This window comes from Allobosea spartocytisi, assembly GCF_014764685.1.
Lineage (GTDB): Bacteria > Pseudomonadota > Alphaproteobacteria > Rhizobiales > Beijerinckiaceae > Allobosea > Allobosea spartocytisi.
This window is the reverse complement of record NZ_JACXWY010000010.1, coordinates 153,222-172,058: the sequence shown is the minus strand read 5'-3', so window position 1 is coordinate 172,058 and position 18,837 is coordinate 153,222. Positions and strand designations below refer to the sequence as shown.

General features: G+C 62.4%; 15 protein-coding genes. 8 read left to right on the top strand and 7 right to left on the bottom strand.

What is annotated here, in order from left to right:
* Positions 1-217: 217 nt before the first annotated feature.
* Entirely contained in the window at positions 218-1,651 is a 1,434-nt protein-coding gene (locus IED13_RS17260) for an IS701 family transposase (RefSeq protein WP_404801895.1), read from the top strand.
* Between the two features lie 16 nt (positions 1,652-1,667).
* Here the strand turns inward: IED13_RS17260 and IED13_RS17255 are convergent, their stop codons facing one another.
* From IED13_RS17255 to IED13_RS17245, 3 genes are all read right to left on the bottom strand, one after another.
* Positions 1,668-1,892 (bottom strand): hypothetical protein, encoded by a 225-nt coding sequence (locus IED13_RS17255; protein ID WP_191124865.1) that lies wholly within the window; start codon positions 1,890-1,892, stop codon positions 1,668-1,670.
* An 87-nt stretch (positions 1,893-1,979) separates the two neighbouring features.
* The gene (gene ppk2, locus IED13_RS17250) at positions 1,980-2,768 is read right to left on the bottom strand and encodes a polyphosphate kinase 2 (protein WP_191124864.1); all 789 of its coding nucleotides are present in this window, start codon (positions 2,766-2,768) and stop codon (positions 1,980-1,982) included.
* A gap of 860 nt (positions 2,769-3,628) precedes the next feature.
* Entirely contained in the window at positions 3,629-4,543 is a 915-nt protein-coding gene (locus IED13_RS17245) for a Crp/Fnr family transcriptional regulator (RefSeq protein WP_260368494.1), read from the bottom strand.
* A gap of 1,501 nt (positions 4,544-6,044) precedes the next feature.
* On the opposite strand from IED13_RS17245, the gene IED13_RS17240 reads away from it, so the two are divergent.
* The 3 genes from IED13_RS17240 (at position 6,045) to IED13_RS17230 (ending at position 8,413) form a co-directional block, all read left to right on the top strand.
* Entirely contained in the window at positions 6,045-6,332 is a 288-nt protein-coding gene (locus IED13_RS17240; RefSeq protein WP_191124863.1) for a DUF2933 domain-containing protein, read from the top strand.
* Between the two features lie 21 nt (positions 6,333-6,353).
* Positions 6,354-7,010: a methyltransferase family protein gene (locus IED13_RS17235; protein WP_191124862.1), complete on the top strand. Its 657-nt coding sequence runs from the start codon at positions 6,354-6,356 to the stop codon at positions 7,008-7,010.
* A 137-nt stretch (positions 7,011-7,147) separates the two neighbouring features.
* Positions 7,148-8,413, top strand: a complete 1,266-nt coding sequence (locus tag IED13_RS17230) for an SAM-dependent methyltransferase (RefSeq protein WP_191124861.1) — start codon at positions 7,148-7,150, stop codon at positions 8,411-8,413.
* A gap of 81 nt (positions 8,414-8,494) precedes the next feature.
* Here the strand turns inward: IED13_RS17230 and IED13_RS17225 are convergent, their stop codons facing one another.
* From IED13_RS17225 to copM, 3 genes are all read right to left on the bottom strand, one after another.
* On the bottom strand, positions 8,495-9,169 hold the full coding sequence (locus IED13_RS17225) for an NrsF family protein (protein WP_191124860.1): 675 nt from the start codon (positions 9,167-9,169) through the stop codon (positions 8,495-8,497).
* Positions 9,170-9,399: 230 nt separating this feature from the next.
* Positions 9,400-9,867 (bottom strand): hypothetical protein, encoded by a 468-nt coding sequence (locus tag IED13_RS17220; RefSeq protein WP_191124859.1) that lies wholly within the window; start codon positions 9,865-9,867, stop codon positions 9,400-9,402.
* 74 nt (positions 9,868-9,941) lie between these two features.
* Positions 9,942-10,409 carry a CopM family metallochaperone gene (copM, locus tag IED13_RS17215; RefSeq protein WP_191124858.1) on the bottom strand — a complete coding sequence of 156 codons (468 nt, stop codon included), beginning with the start codon at positions 10,407-10,409 and terminating at the stop codon, positions 9,942-9,944.
* A 411-nt stretch (positions 10,410-10,820) separates the two neighbouring features.
* Between copM and arcC the strand changes: the two genes are divergently transcribed.
* From arcC to IED13_RS17195, 4 genes are all read left to right on the top strand, one after another.
* On the top strand, positions 10,821-11,732 hold the full coding sequence (arcC, locus tag IED13_RS17210) for a carbamate kinase (protein WP_191124857.1): 912 nt from the start codon (positions 10,821-10,823) through the stop codon (positions 11,730-11,732).
* A 210-nt stretch (positions 11,733-11,942) separates the two neighbouring features.
* Positions 11,943-14,036 (top strand): heavy metal translocating P-type ATPase, encoded by a 2,094-nt coding sequence (locus IED13_RS17205; RefSeq protein ID WP_191124856.1) that lies wholly within the window; start codon positions 11,943-11,945, stop codon positions 14,034-14,036.
* 211 nt (positions 14,037-14,247) lie between these two features.
* Positions 14,248-16,026 (top strand): DUF3141 domain-containing protein, encoded by a 1,779-nt coding sequence (locus IED13_RS17200; RefSeq protein ID WP_191124855.1) that lies wholly within the window; start codon positions 14,248-14,250, stop codon positions 16,024-16,026.
* Between the two features lie 382 nt (positions 16,027-16,408).
* On the top strand, positions 16,409-17,647 hold the full coding sequence (locus tag IED13_RS17195) for an MFS transporter (protein WP_248312633.1): 1,239 nt from the start codon (positions 16,409-16,411) through the stop codon (positions 17,645-17,647).
* 61 nt (positions 17,648-17,708) lie between these two features.
* On the opposite strand, the gene IED13_RS17190 is transcribed toward IED13_RS17195, so the two are convergent.
* A complete protein-coding gene (locus IED13_RS17190; protein ID WP_191124854.1) occupies positions 17,709-18,836 on the bottom strand; it encodes an ABC transporter permease in 1,128 nt (375 codons plus the stop codon).
* Between the last annotated feature and the right edge of the window lies 1 nt (position 18,837).

Below are 18,837 nucleotides of genomic sequence, written 5' to 3'. Positions count from 1 at the left end.
GGCAGCAAAGGCCCAATCAACGCCCATTCCTCGTCCGTCAGACCGATCCGCTCGCCCAAGGCTTCCTCCAAAAAGAAGCCTTGAATCAATCCGCGTGTCTCAGGTCAAGCTTTGTCCACGAGGCCTAGTCTTACTGAGTCACAAAGCGGGAAGTTGGGGGGATTCGCTCGTCTCGCGGAGGTGATAGGCTGCCGATTCACGGTAGTGGATGGGCGCGATGGACGAATTGGGGAGCAGCGGGCGCACGGGCTTCGATGCCTATGTTGCCGCGCTGATTGAAGTCATCGGTCATGCCGATCGCGCCGAACCACTTCGGGACTATTGCCTGCGACTGATGATGCCGGTGTCGCGCAAGAGTGTCGAGCCGCTGGCGGCGGTGACGGCGCCGGCGCGGGTTTCGGCCCAGCATCAGTCGCTGCTTCATTTCGTGGGACAGGCGCCCTGGTCGGATGATGCGCTGATCGCAAGGGTTCGCGACTGGGTGCTTCCACGCATGATCGATCGCGGTGGCCCGATCACCGCATGGATCATCGACGACACCGGCTTCCCGAAGAAGGGCACGCACTCGGTCGGCGTCACGCGCCAATATTGCGGCCAGCTCGGCAAGCAGGACAATTGCCAGGTGGCGGTGAGCCTCTCGATCGCCAACGAGAAGGCGAGCCTGCCGGTCGCGTGGCGGCTCTATCTGCCGGAAGCGTGGGCGCAGGATCACGAGCTTCGACGTAAGGCGAGAATCCCGGAGGGGATCGGCTTCCAGACGAAGCCGCAGATCGCCCTCGACCAGATCCGTGCTGCGGTCGCGACGGGCACGCCGGCGGGCGTGATCCTCGCCGATGCGGGCTATGGCGCCGACGGCGCCTTCCGGTCCAACCTGTCTCAACTCGGTCTCGACTATGTCGTGGGCGTGCAGCCGACCTTGAGCGTCTGGCGCCCAGGCGAGGAGCCGCTGCCGCCGAAAGCCTGGAGCGGAACCGGCCGCCCGCCCTCGCTGATGCGGCGCAGCCGTGATCACAAGCCGCTCTCGGCCAAGGCGCTGGCGCAGGAACTGCCGGCCGATGCCTGGCAGAGCGTCACCTGGCGTGAAGGGTCGAACTTCGATCTCGCCTCGCGCTTTGCTGCCATGCGCCTGCGACCCGCCTCGCGCGATTACAATCTCACGAAACCGCGCGCCGAAGAGTGGCTGCTGATCGAATGGCCCCAGGGCGACGCAGAACCGCTCAAATACTGGCTTTCCACGCTTCCCGCCGATACGCCGCTGCGTGACCTCGTGGCCATGGCCAAGCTGCGCTGGCGCATCGAGCGCGATTATCGCGAACTCAAGCAGGAACTTGGCCTCGGCCACTATGAGGGCCGAGGATGGCGAGGCTTTCACCATCACGCCAGCCTCTGCATCGCGGCTTACGGATTCCTCATCTCCGAGCGGGAGGCGATTTCCCCCTCGGCACCAGCCGGCGCGCGGGGCGGCCAGAAATCTCCCGTTTCCCGCGGTTCACGATCCCACGCAGCCGCCGATCCGACCAGAGCGGCACGTTCTCAGTTCGATCGCCACAGTCCACCGCCAGATCACCGTCGCCCTCGCTCGCACCCTGCTCCGATGTCCTTGCTGCGCCCGATCAAGCCTTCCTCATCAATCAGTTTTATGACGCAGTAAGACTAGGGCGCTCGCGTCAGCGGGTACTTGGCCCCGTCCCCGGCCATTCTCCCAGCGCCACAATCCACAATCCCACCAGATTTGCGATCGGCACGAAAGCGAGAATCGACCAAAGTGGCGAATATCCAAGTCGAGTCAAGATCCGACCAATAGGAAAAATCACTATGGCAGCAAACAAGACAAAAACGATCCAGTGCCACTGTGACCAGTAACCGATCATCATGTACGAGTGGTCCATCATCGGAGCGTCCTCAGTGAACAAACTACAGGAATAATGCTGTGCGGTAACGCCGTGTCGGGGAGAGCGCCGAAAGCGGCGATTATTCCTTCACTCGGCAATTTGTCCATTCGTAAGAGCAGCCTTATCGTAGGGGAACACCACATTCGGATCGGGCAGATCCCGCGCGCGGTCCTTTCCTCCGAACTCGAAACGCGTGAGAAGGTCTCGGATGATGTTGAGGCGAGCCTCTGATTTGTCGTCCGCGCGCACCACGGTCCACGGCGCGAAGGGCGTGTGCGTGCGCGCCAGCATCTCGTTGCGGGCTGCGCTATAATCATCCCAGTGCTTTGTCGCCGTATCGTCGATCGGACTGAGCTTCCACTGCTTCAGCGGGTCGTCTCGTCGATCCTTCAGCCGACTTTTTTGCTCGGTTCGCGATATATCCAGGTAATATTTGAGGATGGTAACGCCACAATGGGCGAGGAGCTGTTCGAACAACGGCGCCGTCGTGAGGAATTCATCATATTCCTCATTGCTGCAAAACCCCATCACCCGCTCGACGCCGGCGCGATTATACCAACTGCGATTGAATAGAACGATTTCCCCACTCGCCGGTAAATGCGGCACCCAACGCTGGAAATACCAGGACTTCTGATCGCGGTCAGATGGTGTGCCGAGCGCGACGACGCGGGTCTCCCGTGGACTAAGATGCTCGACGATCCGTTTGATCGTCCCATCTTTGCCCGAGGCGTCTCGTCCTTCGAAAATCACCAGAATCTTCTTGCCCGATTTTATGACGTGCTTTTGCAATCGCGACAGATCGACCTGGAGATCGTGAAGTGTTTTTCGGGCGGCTTCGCGCTTTTCTTTTTTATCTTTCTTGTCGTTCTTGCTCATCTGCAAATCCTGTCGTGGAGGTATGTCGCACACGCCGCGATCGCAGCTGCTCGGGCGGTCTGAAGGACGCCAGGGTGGGGATGACATTCGTGAGCTTGGCCATCGTCCATCCCCAGCGTGGCCGGCGCCGAAGGAGGCCGGTCGATCGAGGGCGGCGTGGTTCGCCGACGAACGTTCGGAGATCACGTCGCCGCACGTCGCCAATCACGATTGATCGTCACCCTCAACCGCCCGATGGCTCAGCTGCCGCAACAGCCAGACGTCTTCCGATGATGACCTGCACTGGAATGGCTCTGACCGCCAGCCCCAGTTGTCGTCGTCGAATGCGTGGCCGCGTGGTCCTCGCTCGCGCAGGAACCGTGGGCGTGCGGATGCACCGCAGCCTGCGCCTTCGCATCCCCGCCGCAACAGGACGAGGCATTCGCCGGCGAAGGCTTGGAGCTTCTTGTCTTGATTTCGTCGACAGATGAGGCGCTCATTTCGATCACTCCTGCTTTGGGGCCTGACACGAGGCATCGGCAGTGCTCGGCGTGAAGTTGCTTCGCCGCTATCCTCCGCCGTGTCCAAAGCAATTCTGGCCTACCGCAGGCAGGGCATCTTTAATCTCGATTAAGGAGCGCCCGCCCATATCGGTACTGCCCTCTTCGCAGTACCGGTCCATCTTCGGCCGAAGGCATTGATCCGCGATCCGGAGCTCATTAATCACAGCTCGGCCCGCAGGCGCAATCCGACGCCGTCGGTGTCCCACCGGCGCGCGCACGTCGGTTCGGATCGCGTCGAGGGTCGAGGTCCGTCTCAACCGCACGAGCCAACGGTGCCTATGGTGTCGCCTCGATGAGAGACACCACGGTCAGAAGACGCTACGTCCATGGCCGTCGTTCAAGCCAGCCCGCCGCCGTTTCCGGGTCGACACCCGCAACTTCTATCAGGCGATCCGGGTCCAATATTCGCAATCTGCGATAGTGAAATTGCACGATCCCCTCCTTGCGCATCGCGCTCAGGACACGGTTTACATGGACGAACGTCAAGCCAGTAGCGTCACCGATCTGTTCTTGCGTCAGCGGCAACGACATCTCTTCAATACGATTGCCCGGCCATTGTGCGCGGTAGCGAGTGAAGAGCTCGAGGAGCAGATGCGCCACCCGTCCGCGGGCCGACCGTCGCCCAATACTGGTCAGGTGGTCGAATGCCAGACTGCAATCGCGGGCCAGAGACCGAACCAGCCGCAGGCAGATTTCCGGATCGGTGCGCGCTTGCGAAGTCAGGACGGATGCCGGTATCACCGAAACCGTCACATCGGTCAAAGCTTGTGCGCCTACCGTTGCCGGCCCACGCCTCGACGGCAGAATACCCAGGATTGCGCCCGGCAGCGCGAACTGGACGATCTGCCGCCGGCCGTCCTCGAGCAGCGTGTAGACCGCCACCCAGCCGTCGAGGAGGTTGAACACCGACTTGCCCGTCCAGCCTATGCTGAACAGGTCGCGCCCCGCCTCGATCTTGCGGTCACCGGAGTGATAACGCGGGATCAGCCGATGCTGCTCGACCGGCAACGCGGCGCCGGCCGCCGTGCCCTGCGGTCCGCCGTTTTGTGTTTCCTGACGGCTCCCCCGGCGCCGGATCAACTCATCGCCCCGCGCGCAGTCCCAGCGGCTCGCGTCGGCCAATGACAACTCACGTAAAACCAGTCCATTCCGCTCGCGCTCGACGGTTCCCCAATCGTCGCGGCGGAGCGACCGGGCTGCCTTTTCTGTTAAAGACGCTCGATCCAAGCTCACATTACACCTCCCGGGCTCCGAGCCCGTTGCGGCGGCTGCTCACGCAGCCCGTCAATCCTTCGTTGAGAAATGTCCCTGATGACCGTCGGCGACAGCACGCCGAGTCGCTCAGTGCGGCGCCGCCAAGCTCAGGCGTGTCCCCGGACGAAAATCGGGCTACACGCCGGCTGGAGGACCGTCAGAGATCGAGAGGACGCGGTATGGGAGGGTCTCTGCCAAGCACGATGAGCCGCGCGAGATCCTCGCGCGATGGCAGCAAAGTCGAGGAGTCCAGCCGAATGGCCACGAATCCCTCGTGCTGAGGCGGCATCGGCAGATAGCACATGGCGCACATGCTTTTGCAGCAGCGCCCATTGGAGACCGGGCAACCGCTTTCATCCGACGACGGAGCGACAAGAAGCTGAACCGAGTTTGCTTGGCTCTGCGACCGGACCTGGCTTGCATGACCCGCATGAGCCTCCGCTGGCGCTCCTTGCGTCAGCAAGGACACCGTGCAGAAGATCAGCAGTGCCAGGACCCTGAGCATAGGCTCGCCCCTACAGGCTTTCCGTCGTCGGTCGCGCCGCCTCAGGCGCCGAGGGAAACGAGACCTACGCACGCCACGAAAGATGCCGACGGGTAGAGCCGATCATACTCTGGGGAAATAAGTATTGACTCAGATCAAGGAGTTGGGCGCTCTGCGCGCCGCGTCTGCGCTCGCACAGTGCCATCGTGATGCAACCAGATGGCCATCGTCGCTGTTCGATCCATGTTTGATCGAGATTAAAGTGCGAATTGATCGCCCATGCCCACAAAGTGCATGAGGACATGTCCTGCGGATCGGAAATGCCAACGATAGACCCGACGCCGACAGAACGAACGCGCGGGGTCGCGCTGCTCGTCTCGCGCAGCCGACAGAGAACCCTGCTGAGTCCGTTCTTCGCCAAGTGCGATGGCCTACTCTTGATCGATCCGCTTACGCCGGTTCGAGAGTTCCGGCCGAACCGCGAGCGAACCAATGATTCCATCTGCGCTCTCATCCTCGGGAGCGGTGCGACGAGGCTCGTCTGCGGCTTTATCGCGGCAGCCGAACGCGACCGCCTCGTTGAATGCGGGATCGACGTTCGCGTCGGATCGTGCGCCCGCTCCGTGGCAAGCCTAGCGCGCGAATTCGACGGCTTGCCCGCCGCGACCTCTCTACACGGTGCAGATATCGACCCTCCGGCGGAATCATCACCCCAAGGCCCGAGACGCCCTCGATACGCGCCGGCGGTCACGGGGCCCCGACCGCGTCGACCGCGCCGAACCGACCGGCATTAGCGTCAGCCTCGTACTTTCCTCGCCGGCGACGGCGGCAACACTTTAACCGAGATTAAAGACGCGCCCCTTGGGAGCGCCCACCGTTCGCCCGTGAGCAGAAGCGCGATTTGCCAAACTCCTCACGGCAGCGGCCCTTCGACCCTCCGGGTAAGGACTATGCCCAACGTCATTTGGCAAGGTCATTTAATCCGGCGAGGCCGTCATGGAACCGCACACCAACCACATGGACCATCAACAACAACGGCCGAGCCGCATTAGCGCGGCGAATATTGCGCTCTACGGCTTCCTGGCGATCGCCGCTTTCTACCTGATCACGGAACATCGCGCGCATCTCTTGGGCTGGCTGCCCTTCCTCATCATCCTTGCTTGCCCGCTCCTGCACGTGTTCATGCACGGAAAGCATGGTGGCCACGGCGGGCATGGCAGGGAAGCCGACGCACCGTCGCCTCCGGCTCAATCCCCGCCCGGTCAATCACCGCATCAGCATTGATCATTTCAGCGGAGCGCGCCCATGCACGACAGTATTCCGGCCTATGGTCTCTGGTCCCTTGTTGTCCTGAACTCGATCGTCTTCATCTTCTTCGCGTTCAGCTTCTTCAAGCCGTCGACTCCTCGGGACTGGCGCTCGTTCGGCGCCTTCAGCGCCTTCATCATCGCGCTCTTCACCGAGATGTACGGCTTTCCCCTCACGATCTATCTGCTCTCGGGATGGCTGCAATCGCGCTATCCAGGTGTCGATTGGTTTTCGCACGACGCCGGTCACCTGCTCGAAGAGCTGTTCGGCTGGCGCGCCAATCCCCATTTCGGCCCGTTCCACATTCTCAGCTTTGTCTTCATCGGCGGCGGCTTCATTCTGATCTCCGCCGGCTGGAACGCGCTCTATCAAGCGCAACGACAGCACAGGCTGGCAACGACGGGCATCTACGCGCGAATTCGGCATCCGCAATATGTCGGTTTCGTGCTGGTCATGTTCGGCTTCCTGCTGCAATGGCCGACCTTGCTCACGCTGGCCATGTTCCCCGTCCTGGTGTTCATGTATTGGCGGCTTTCCAAGCATGAAGAGCGGGAATCCCTGGCCGAATTCGGCGACGCCTACGCGCGCTATATGCGAGACGTACCGGCCTTCATTCCGCGCCTGTCTGGCCAGCGCATCAATGCAAGCGGGTGATCGCAAGTCGCGGTCGTCGTCCGGCAGTCAGCGTCGATGACCTCGCAGCCCCGTCTATTCAATCCACGTTAAAGTCTGCCGCCGGTTCGCACGCATTCTAGTCGGGCTTCGCGTCAATCGACTGAGAAAGCCCGGCCATGGATGCCCTTGTTTTCAGAACTCTCCGTCGTCTCGTCAAAACCGGAAGCCTCACAATAACAACCGCCAATGGCGTTGCCAGGACCTTCGGCGACGGAGCTGGATTGGCCGTCAAGGTCCGCTTCAGAACAGCGACGGCGCAGCGGCGCGTCCTGCTCGATCCGGAGCTGCGTCTTGGCGAAGCCTTCGTCGACGGCGACCTCATCATCGAACAGGGCACTATCACGCAGTTCCTTGAGCTGCTTTTGTCCCAAAACCACAATGGCGCGGCGCCGATCACCACCAAGATGCTGGCCGGCCTGCGCTTCGTTCTCCGCCGGCTTGCGCAGAAGAACGGCCGCAGGCGATCGAGGCGAAACGTCGCTCATCACTACGATCTTAGCGGGAAGCTCTACGAGCTCTTCCTCGACGAGGACATGCAGTATAGCTGCGCCTACTTCGAACGCGCAGACATGTCATTGGACGAGGCCCAGCAGGCCAAGAAGCGGCACATCGCGGCCAAGCTGCTCCCCAATCGGAATGCGCGGGTGCTTGACATCGGCTGCGGCTGGGGCGGCCTTGCGCTCTACCTCGCTGAGGCCTTCGATGCACACGTCACCGGGATCACCCTTTCGGCCGAACAACTCGAATTCGCCAGGGCACGCGCCGCCAGCGCCGCGGATCCCGGTCGTCTCGACTTTCGATCGCAGGACTACAGGGACGTCGGCGAACGTTTCGATCGGATCGTGTCCGTGGGCATGTTCGAACACGTCGGCGTCAATCACTATGATGCGTTTTTCCGGAAATGCCGCGACCTGCTCGATGACGAAGGTGTGCTTCTCCTTCACTCGATCGGCCGGTCAGACGAGCCCGGTTTCACCAATCCGTGGATCGCCAAGTACATCTTTCCCGGCGGCTGCATTCCATCGCTTTCCGAGGTCCTTCCCGCGATCGAGCGGGCCGGGCTCGTCATCACCGACATTGAGATCCTGCGCTTGCATTATGCCGAAACGCTCAGACATTGGCGGGAGCGGTTTCTCGCCCGCCGTGCGGAGGCGGTCGAACTCTTCGATGAACGCTTCGCCCGCCTGTGGGAGTACTATCTCGGCGTCTCCGAACTTGCCTTCCGCTATCAAGGGATGATGGTGTTTCAAATCCAGATTGCCAGAAAGCAGGACGCGGTGCCGCTCACGCGGGGCTACATCGAGCGCGAAGAGCGCCGCTTGCGGGGCGTCAGCGGCACGACGCAAGAGTGCGAAGCCCCCCCCGCGAGACCTCTTGCGTGACGGTCAGTTGAACGACTGTGCATCGATCAGCAATGGTGTGCACGCTACCGAGCGTATCGATCGCCTTCGCCGCGCCAGCCACTACAAAGCGAGCCATTCATAGAGGATGCGCGGAATACGCTGCCTGAACAGAACGACGGCCGCGCCGGCGAAGACAACCACCGCACTGAGGTGCCAAAGCAGTACCATCGCGCTGGTGTCGAGACCGTGAAGCAGGTTGAGGATGGTCGCAGGAAGGGAAAAGCTCGACAGAGCGGCGATGACAGCAATCGGTCCTCTCCACACCATGAGACCGAGACGACTCAAGCTAAGCATGGCCAGAAACATCGGGACTCCGACGATTCCGATGAACAATGGACATTGCGGGCTGCTTTCAAAGCCAAAGGCGTGCCATCCCTCCCGGACAACCTCGAGGGCGCCGCTGGTCAATTCCATGACAACCCAGAGCGCCAAGGCGACCAGCGGCATGAGGAGCCAATACCGAGAGCGCCCCGGGCGGCGGAGCATGACGATCGCCAGGAGACCTGTGATGAAGATCAGTGCTGAGGTCGCGACCGAAGCAACGAACATCGGATCCGCAATTTCATAGGCGATATCAGTACGAAGCGGCCGCCCCAGCGCGAGCAACGGCAAGGCGATGGCAATAGCAACCGTCCACAGCCGGCGGGATCGAATGCGCTGTTCAACGTGGCGAGGCCTGAGATCCGCCGCCAGCCTGCTGATCAGCTCTTCCGTTCGTACGCGTTTCCAAACCACGGGCGCCTCCAGCCCAAGATCGAGTCGCTGGACTTCGAACGGTCCGAACCCAACGACATCAGCCTGTCGACTCGGCAATGTTTCGATCGGTCTGCCGAAGCGCCTGCGACCGGCGACATATCGAATTCGCAGAACAGCAGCATGTTGTTACAGCCGTCGTGTTTTGCCGTTTGATTGAAGCGAATCCAACGAAGTGGTTGCCAATCAGGGTGGCGCGCTCACGGCCGTCCTTATTGGATGTGATCGCTGGAGAAAGTCACCGAGACCGGGCGTGATCGGCCGGGAATGGCTATGTCGACCACAATGTCGTAGCGATCGTTTCCGGGAAGGGTGACGAATCCTCCATAGGTGATCGTGTTCGCGATTTTCATGGGATCAAGCCGAACGGATTGTTCACCGACGTGACCCAGGCCGCCGATCCTGGCCGACACCTGGGCGTTCTCCACACGCGCGCCTGATCGCGCATCGAACACCGCGACCACGATATGCTGCTGATGGCCTGCTGTTCCGGCGCCGCCGTGCATCGTGCTCTCCGCATGCGTCGTCGGATGGCCGTGGACGACAGCTGCCGGCACAATACCGAGATAGACGGCCAGCCCATCTGCGTTGCGATAGCCATCATCCGCGAGCGCAGGGCCAAGCGCGAGAGCGATTGTGATCAAAACACCAGCGCAGCGCCGCCATATCCGAGCAACCATTCGACCTCTCCGATCACGAGCCCATCCCGATCGCGCGCCGGTCCCGAAACGCGACGCGCGCAGGCGCTCCCGACCTATTCGCCACGCTGCTTGAGCCACGCGCGCATGCGAGCGATTTCGGCCTCCTGGCTCGCGATGATGTCCTGCGCGAGGGCTTTCGCCGGCTGATCCGATCCGTATTCAAGGACGGCCCGCGCCATGTCGATGGCGGCCTGGTGATGCCCAATCATGCCTTTGACGAAAGCGACATCCGGGTCCTTGGCCTGCACCGCTTCCATCATCGGCATGTGCATGCCCATCATCGCCCGCATGTAGGCTTGCGAAGCTTTTGGCAGCGCCGCCATGCATGCCGACATGTGCTCGGCCATCATACCCTGCATCATACCCATCATCGGCGCGCATTGCTGCGATGGCGCCGCAGCCGCCGGCGGCGCGGGCTGACCCGTTGCCGCGCCGTCATGGTGCGAGTCGTGCTGCGCAACAGCGAGGCTCGGCACGAGCAGGAACGCGAAAGTCACCATCGCTCGCAACTTGGGCTGCATTGCCATGTCCTCGTCGAACTGTTTCCGCCGAAAGCATCGCGGCCATCCGATTTCTCGACCCAGGCGCCGGTCGGCGATGACCTCGATTCCAGCTCGGGTTCACAGTAGAACGAGCCAGCATCGACGAACTTAACTTCGATCAAGGATCGCCATCGCCTCGACCGCGAGATTGGGCGGTCCTATCGGCGTCTGGGGCTAAGACGCGGCCAGCCTTGTGAGTGGTATCGGGCTTCGGAGAGTGCGGGCCAGCGACGATGGTCGTGGACATGGACGGAGCCCGGGAGGTGAAGACGTAGAGGGCAGTTTGATGCATGAGGATGTGGCAATCGGACGGGACCAGAGCGGTGCCTTGCAAGCCCATGCCGAAACGCGCCTCGTCGCATGCGTCTGCGGCCCGGTGCGGGGCTAACCATGCGCGTTGTTGTTGCACTTGGGGGTAATGCGCTTCTGAAGCGCGGCGAGCCGATGAGCGCCGAGGCTCAGCGCGCCAATGTGAGGAAGGCGGCCGCGGCGCTGGCCGATCTCGCCACCGACCACGATATTATCGTAGCCCATGGAAGCGGCCCGCAAGTCGGTTTGCTCGCCCTCCAGGCCGCAGCGTTGAAAGAGGTGCCCCCTTATCCCCTCGACGTCATCAGCGCCGAGAGCATCGGCATGATTGGCTATATGATCGAGCAGGAACTGACCAACGTCCTTCCTCCCGCCACCCGACTTGCCACGTTGCTGACGCACATCGAGGTGGCGCGCGACGACCCCGCATTCGGCCGTCCCGAGAAGCCGATCGGTCCAGTGTATGACGCACGGGAGGCCGAGAATGCCCGCACGGCACATGGCTGGCCCATGCTTGAAGAAGCGCCAGGCCGGTGGCGTCGCGTTGTTGCCTCCCCTTTGCCCCGGCGGATCGTCCAGATCGAGGTGATCCGCATGCTGGTCTCCGCGAAAGTCGTGACGATCTGCGCGGGCGGCGGCGGCATTCCCGTCGTCCGTGACCCCTCCGGCACTTTTCAAGGTGTCGAGGCTGTCATCGACAAGGATCGCGCCGCCGGACTGCTCGCCGCAGACCTTGCTGCCGACGCATTCCTCATGCTGACGGACGTCGATGCCGTCTATCTCGAGTGGGGCACACCGCAGCAACGCCCCGTTCGACGGACGCAACCCGCCGAGCTCGCGGCGTATCAATTCCCGCCCGGCTCTATGGGGCCGAAGGTGGAGGCGGCCTGTCAGTTTGCCAACGCGCCCGGTCGCGTTGCTGGCATTGGACGGCTGGACGATGCCCGCGCGATCCTCGAGGGCAACGCCGGGACACTCATCAAATCCGAATAGTGCCCTGCGCAAACGGTCCGCCTCGGACCTATCTGGAGTTGGGGACCGACGCGCGGCCAGAACTTGATCTGGATTAAAGATTTCAAGGCACGCGGCGGCGAGGTTTGTGATCAGGACGTTGTCGCTTCCAGTCTATGGTCAGCGCGGCACAGAATTCTATCGCCCTGCCCAATCCAACCTCAGGCCGGGCCACCTGACGGACGAGGAAGAATGACCTCCCATCACGACCACCACGACCATCATCGGCACGCGGGCGCTGAAGCGGCGCACCAGGCCGGTCATGGCGGCGCGAAGATCGTCGCGGCGGCCGGATCCAGCCATTCGGAGCATGCTGGTCATGACCACGGGGCCATGGTCGCGGACTTCCGCCGCCGGTTCTGGGTCACCCTGGTTCTGACGCCTCCGGTCCTGCTCCTCTCGCCGATGATCCGGCATTACCTCGGTCTGACGGACGTCCTGTCCTTCCGAGGTGATGGTCTCGTCCTCTTCGCGCTCTCGACCATCGCCTATCTCTACGGCGGGTGGCCTTTCCTCACCGGCTTCTTCTCCGAGCTGCGCAAGGGGCAGCCCGGTATGATGACGCTGATCGCGATGGCCATCTCGGCCGCCTATTTCTTCTCAGCAGCGGTGACCTTTGGCTTCCCAGGCGAAGCATTCTACTGGGAGCTCGTCACCCTCATTGCCATCATGCTGCTCGGCCACTGGGTCGAGATGCGCTCGGTCATGGGCGCTTCGCGCGCGCTGGAAGAGCTGGTTCGCCTCCTGCCCGATAGCGCCACCCGCATCGACGCCGACGGCACGACGCACGACGTGCCGATCTCCGAACTCAAGCCCGGCGACCATGTCATCGTTCGTCCCGGCGCCAAGGTGCCGGTCGACGGCGAGATCATCGAGGGATCGTCAGGCTTCAACGAAGCGATGCTGACGGGTGAATCGCGTCCCGTCACCAAGACGGTCGGTGCAACGGCAATCGGCGGCGCCATCAATGGCGCAAACGCCGTCACCATCAAGGTGACCAAGACCGGAGATGCGACCTATCTCGCCCAAGTCATCGATCTCGTGAAGAAGGCGCAGGCGACGCGCTCGCGCACGCAGGATATCGCCAACAGGGCGGCGGCCTGGCTGACCTACATCGCTCTGGTCGTGGGCTTCGGAACGCTGTTCGTCTGGTGGTTCTGGCTTGGAGCCCCACTCGAATTCGCGCTTGAGCGCATGGTCACCGTCATGGTCGTGGCGTGCCCGCACGCGCTTGGCCTTGCGGTTCCTCTCGTGGTCGCCGTCAGCACATCGCTCAGCGCCAGCAATGGCCTTCTGATCCGCGATCGGGCGGCGTTCGAGAGGGCGCGCAATCTCGACGCTGTCGTGCTCGACAAGACCGGCACGCTGACGGAAGGACGTTTCGGGGTCAGCGACATCGTGCTGCTGGCAGGCAGCGACGAAAACGCGGAACTCGCTTTTGCCGCGGCAGCCGAAAACCAGTCCGAACACCCCATCGCTCACGGCATCGTCGCCGAGGCCAAGCGCAGGAATCTGACCATTCCGAAGGCCAGCGAGGTGAGCAATATCACGGGCGAGGGCATCGTCGCCAAGGTCGACGGCCAAGACATCCATATCGTCAGCCCCGGTCATCTCGCCCGGCAAGGCAAGCCCATCACCAACGAGAAGCTCAAGCAGCTCGAGGCTCAGGGCAAGACCGTGGTGGCGCTGCTGCGCGATGGCGAGCCGCGTGCGCTCTTCGCGCTCGCCGACATCGTCCGGCCGGAATCCAAGGACGCGATCGCGGAACTGACGCGGCTTGGCATCAAGCCGGTCATGTTGACGGGCGACGCAAAGGGCGTCGCCGAAAGCGTATCGAAGGAACTCGGTATCGCCGAATATTTCGCGGAGGTTCTGCCCGACCAGAAGTCGGACAAGATCAAGGAGCTGCAGGCCCGCGGGCTTTCGGTGGCGATGGTGGGCGACGGCGTCAACGACGCGCCGGCCCTTGTTCAGGCGGACCTCGGCGTTGCCATCGGCGCCGGCACCGACGTTGCCGTCGAGTCGGCGGATGTCGTGCTCGTCAAGAGCGATCCGCGCGACGTCGCGGCCATCCTCGGCCTGTCTCGGGCCACCTATCGCAAGATGGTGCAGAACCTCATCTGGGCGACGGGTTACAACACCGTGGCGATCCCGATGGCCGCCGGCATTACCTTCGGCACCGGCTTCCTGATGACCCCGGCGGTGGCTGCTGTCTTCATGTCGGCGAGCACGATCATCGTCGCGATCAATGCGCAGTTCCTGCGCTTCTACCGCAGGCACGGGTAAGGGGCTTCGACTGGCCTCAAAAGGATGGCTGGCCTCTCGGCTGTCATTTTGGCGCAACCGGAGGGGACGGGCCAACGGCTCCGCCCCACGGGCTGCGCGCACTAAGATGAGGCGTTGGGGCGCCCGACCGGTGAAGTCTTTAACGTCCGTCAAGGACGAGATGCTCAGCGCCGCGTGAGATCGGGTACGCGACATTTTAGAGGAGCCTCCGATGCCGGTCACGATCCCTGCGGAACGCGAGCAAAGCGCGCCAGTGGTCCATGCCGGGCCGGCCGCGCTTCCTGTATTGCCATCCGTACACCCTGATCGGCACGAGCCGGCACTGTCCACCCCGGCGGCCGGCACGCCGTTCGATCCTGCGGGAATATGGGCCTATTCGATCGACGCCTGGCAGCGATCGGTTTTGTTCTGGGACGTCTTGAGAAAACGGGCAAACATTATGCTGGAGCACGAGGAGGCCGGTATGCCGCCGGTGCTCACTTTCCAGTATGAAATGCTGCTCGATGCGAGACGCTTCGAACGCCCGGCGAATTATGCGCTACTGCGGATCACGACCGCCGGCACCGAGCACGCGGATACGTGCGTCGACGACACCAAGCCCCCTGTCATCATCATGGATCCGCGCGCCGGGCACGGGCCCGGCATTGGCGGCTTCAAGCGCGAGTCCGAAATCGGTATCGCTCTGCATGAGGGGTTTCCGGTCTACTTCGTCAGCTTCTTTCCAGCGCCGAGCCCCCACCAAAGGCTCGTCGATGTCCTGCACGCAATGCATCACTTCGTTGACGAGGTGATCGCAAGGCACCCCGGCAAAAAGCCCGTGCTCTACGGAAATTGCCAGGCCGGCTGGGCCGCCATGCTGGTCGCGATCCATTGCCGGGCGCCTGTCGGTCCCATCGTGCTCAATGGTTCGCCCCTCTCCTATTGGGCGGGAGAGTCGGGAGCAAATCCGATGCGTCTCGCTGGCGGCCTGCTCGGCGGAAGCTGGCTCACCCACTTCGTCGGCGATCTCGGAAACGGTCGTTTTGACGGCGCCTGGCTCATCCAGAATTTCGAAACGTTGAAGCCCGAGGCGGCGATCTGGGACAAATACGCAAACCTCTACCTCGATGTCGACCGCGAGGAGGAGCGGTTCCTCGAGTTCGAGCGCTGGTGGAACGCCTGGTACAGCTTCAGCCGGGAAGAGATGGTCGAGATCGTCGACCATCTCTTCATCGGCAACGAGCTCGAGCAAGGCACGCTCGACCTCGGCGACGAAGTGAAGATCGATTTGCGCAGCCTCAAGAGCCCGTTGGTGATCTTTGCCTCGTATGGCGACAACATCACCCCGCCCCATCAGGCCCTGGCCTGGCTCAAGGCCGTCTACAAGACCACTGACGCCTTGAAGGAGGCGGGCCAGAGGATCGTCTTCTTGACCGATCCTCACGTCGGTCACCTCGGCATTTTCGTTTCGGCATCGGTCGCGCGCCTGGAGCACCGCGCCATCCTCGAGAGCCTCGACGAGGTCGCGAACCTTGCGCCCGGCCTCTACGAGATGAAGATCTCCAACCCGACGAACGATCCCGACTGCCGCAAACCGCAATACAGCGTCGCCTTCGAAGAGCGGCGCGTGGAAGACCTGGCCTTCGACAATCCGCGCAAAGTCTTCGAACGGGTGCGGCAATTGTCGCAGGCAAACGAAGCGCTCTACAGCAACTTCGTCAGCCCGTGGGTTCAGGCCATGGCCACGCCATGGTCGGCCGAGGCGCTGCGATGGCTTCATCCGATGCGAACCAGCCGTTACCTGTTGTCAGAAAAGTTTTTGCCGTGGATGCATGTCGTCGCGCGCCTCGCCGACGAGGTCCGCTCGAAGCGGATACTGGTGTCCCCCGACAACCCGATGCGATCCGCCGAACGCACGCTCAGCAAGCAGACGGAAACCGCCATCGAAATCGTCCGCGAGGCGCGCGACAGCGCGCAGGAGCGGCTGTTTCGGCGTCTCTATAGCCAATAGGCCAATCCGCAGCGCTGACGTTTTGGGGACCAAGCGGATCGCAATCGGGTCTCTCGCGCCCGGCGCTGCCCCGCTGATCCATACAGCCTTCATTGCGAGATCATCACAAAACTTGATGCGGATTAAAGATTCAGACCTGACCATCGCCTAGCTCTTGCAAGCGGCGTCTTGAGCGAGGGAACGATGATGACGAAGCAACCCCATCAACGTTCGATGTCCAGGCCGAAATCGGTGCAGACGTTGCTCGCAGCCCTGATGACGGCCTGTGCGGAATGGTTTTGCGTTCGGGTCGTATCGGGCCGGCCCTTTGTGTCTCTAAAGATGCGGATGTCGACCTTGCCTGTTCGATCGGGCCGCCGATTGGACGCGGGCTCGAAGCAGCATGGCCGCGGCTGAAGCAACCCATTTGAGCTGGAGCGCGCTGTCGACGGTGCTCATCGCAATGTTTGCGATCACAGTCGGTTACGGCGTTGCCTTGCCGATCCTGCCCTTCCTGATCGAGCAGATCGCCGGCGAGAGCACGCCGCAGGCGCTGTCATGGCATACGGGGTTGCTGACGGGCGCTTATATCATCGCCATCTTCGTCGGCGCTCCGGTCTGGGGACGCATCTCCGATCGATATGGTCGTAAACCGATTATCCTGGTCGGCCTTCTGGGTTTTGCCGCGACCACCGCATTCTTCGCCGTCACTGAAAGCCTGCCGCTTCTCTATCTCGGCCGTTTTCTCGCCGGGCTCTTCGCTGCCGCCATCACCCCGGTCGCCTATGCGCTCATCGGCGATTATGCGCCGTCGAAAGAGTGGCGCGCCCATCGCTTCGCGCTGATCAATATCGCCGGTACCGCCGGCTTCTTCATCGGACCTTTGCTCGGTGGGCTGGCGGTGCGTGTCGCTGGCAGACTCTGGGCCCTCCCACCCGATCGCTCTCTTGCGATGCCCCTGCTCACGGCGACAGGGCTGGCCGTTATCGCAGCGGTGTTGGTCGTAATCCTGCTTCCCTCCGGAACACGCCGCGAGAACCTCGATGTGACACACGACGCCGCGCGGATCGAACGGCGCGCCATGTTGCGGCTCCTGGCGATCGCACTGGTCACGGCGCTCGCCATCGGCGTCTTCGAAGTCGGACTTGCGCTACGCGGGAAGGTCCTCGGTCTCGATGCCGCGCATATCGGCATCATGTTCGCCGAGTGCAGCCTGGTGATGGCGGTCGTGCAGGCCTTGGTTTTTTCGCCACTCATCAAGCCGGAGTTCACGCGCTGGTTCGTCGCGCCCGGTCTGGCGACGCTTGCCATCGGGCTGGTCATCGTCTCGCTCGTCAGTACATCGGTCTTGATGTCGGTTGCGGTCGCACTGGTGGCGGCAAGTGCCGGCATGCTGTCTCCGGTAGCGACCTACTGGGCCTCTTTCGGTATCCCGACGAGCCAGGGCGCGCAGCTCGGCCGCATGACCGCCGCCGCGAGCCTTGGTCAGGCCTTGGGATCCGTTGCAGGCGGTGCGCTGTTTAACCTTCCGATCCTTCCGGATGCGAACTTACTGCTCGCTGCACTGCTCGTCCTGGCAACGCTCTTGGCCTGTATCCGCTTGCCCCGGCTTCTCGTACCGGAACAGGCAGCAAGCCAATAGATGCCGGCGAGGCGAAAGCGCGCAAGCCTCCATATGTTGAGACCACGCCTGAAGCCGATGCTCACGACTGGCGCGCGAGCATGGCCTTGAAGCGATAGAGGGCAATCGCCACGAAGCCGGCGCCGAGTCCGGCCATGATGAGAAGATCGCGCCAGACGACATCGATGCGAGCGCCGCGGTAGAGCACCGCTTGCGCGAAGCGCACGAAATGCGTCGACGGTGACAGGTCCATGATCGCCTGCAGGGCGCGCGGCATGCTCTCAAACGGCGTGAACGAGCCGGACAACAGGAACATCAGGACGAAGACCGGGATCGAGAGCAGCGCAAATTGCGGCATGGAGTTCGCGACCGTGGCGAGCAGGATGCCAAGTGAGGTGACCGCGAACAGATAGATCGCGGTCCCTGCGAGGAACAGTTCGATCGAACCGACGATCGGCGTGCGCAGGATGACCTCGACGACGACGTGAAGGGAGAATGCGGCTGCCAGCAGGATAACCAGTCCGTTCGCCCAGACCTTGCCGGCGATGATCTCGCTGGCGCTCACCGGCATCACCAGGAGATGCTCGATCGTGCCATGCTCTCGTTCGCGCATCACCGCGGCGCCCACCAGAATGATGGCGAGGATGGTGACATTGTTGATGACGCCCATGCTGGCGGTGAAGCTGATGGCTTCGAGATTGGGATTGAACATGGCGCGGAAGACCGCGTTGACCGGTGCGAGCGTCTCGGCGGGTGCCTGTTTGAGGAAGCTTGTCGTCTCCTGCGCCACGATTTCCTGGATATAGGCCGTGCCGACGCCCGCCTGTGAGATACTGGTGGCATCGACATTGACCTGGATGGCTGGGCTGCGCCCGGCCAGGAAGTCGGCTTCCAGACCATGCGGGATATCGAGAACGAACGTGAAGGCGCCCTTGTCCATCAAGCCGTCGAGGCTCGAGCGGTCGATCTCGACCGCCGGTCGAAAATAGGGAGGTCGCAGAGCGTCCTTGATCCGGCCCGAGAGCGTCGAGCGATCGCCGTCGATGACGGCCACCTTGGCATCGTTGACATCCGTGCGCATCGCGGTGGCTTCGGAATAGACCGCGAAGGTGAAGACGTAGGCGATCAGCACCACCATCACCACATCGCGCGACAGACTGGCGAATTCCTTGATGCCGAGACGGAAGGCGTTCTCGATCCAGCGCCGCATC

What these genes read in the sequence shown, in the direction of transcription:
- IED13_RS17260 (WP_404801895.1), top strand. Translation starts at nt 218, where the DNA reads ATGGACGAATTGGGGAGCAGCGGGCGCACGGGCTTCGATGCCTATGTT.
- arcC (WP_191124857.1), top strand. Translation starts at nt 10,821, where the DNA reads ATGCGCGTTGTTGTTGCACTTGGGGGTAATGCGCTTCTGAAGCGCGGC.
- IED13_RS17230 (WP_191124861.1), top strand. Translation starts at nt 7,148, where the DNA reads ATGGATGCCCTTGTTTTCAGAACTCTCCGTCGTCTCGTCAAAACCGGA.
- IED13_RS17195 (WP_248312633.1), top strand. Translation starts at nt 16,409, where the DNA reads ATGGCCGCGGCTGAAGCAACCCATTTGAGCTGGAGCGCGCTGTCGACG.
- IED13_RS17220 (WP_191124859.1), bottom strand. Translation starts at nt 9,867, where the DNA reads ATGGTTGCTCGGATATGGCGGCGCTGCGCTGGTGTTTTGATCACAATC.
- copM (WP_191124858.1), bottom strand. Translation starts at nt 10,409, where the DNA reads ATGCAGCCCAAGTTGCGAGCGATGGTGACTTTCGCGTTCCTGCTCGTG.
- ppk2 (WP_191124864.1), bottom strand. Translation starts at nt 2,768, where the DNA reads ATGAGCAAGAACGACAAGAAAGATAAAAAAGAAAAGCGCGAAGCCGCC.
- IED13_RS17200 (WP_191124855.1), top strand. Translation starts at nt 14,248, where the DNA reads ATGCCGGTCACGATCCCTGCGGAACGCGAGCAAAGCGCGCCAGTGGTC.
- IED13_RS17205 (WP_191124856.1), top strand. Translation starts at nt 11,943, where the DNA reads ATGACCTCCCATCACGACCACCACGACCATCATCGGCACGCGGGCGCT.
- IED13_RS17235 (WP_191124862.1), top strand. Translation starts at nt 6,354, where the DNA reads ATGCACGACAGTATTCCGGCCTATGGTCTCTGGTCCCTTGTTGTCCTG.
- IED13_RS17240 (WP_191124863.1), top strand. Translation starts at nt 6,045, where the DNA reads ATGGAACCGCACACCAACCACATGGACCATCAACAACAACGGCCGAGC.
- IED13_RS17255 (WP_191124865.1), bottom strand. Translation starts at nt 1,892, where the DNA reads ATGATGGACCACTCGTACATGATGATCGGTTACTGGTCACAGTGGCAC.
- IED13_RS17190 (WP_191124854.1), bottom strand. Translation starts at nt 18,836, where the DNA reads ATGCGGCGCTGGATCGAGAACGCCTTCCGTCTCGGCATCAAGGAATTC.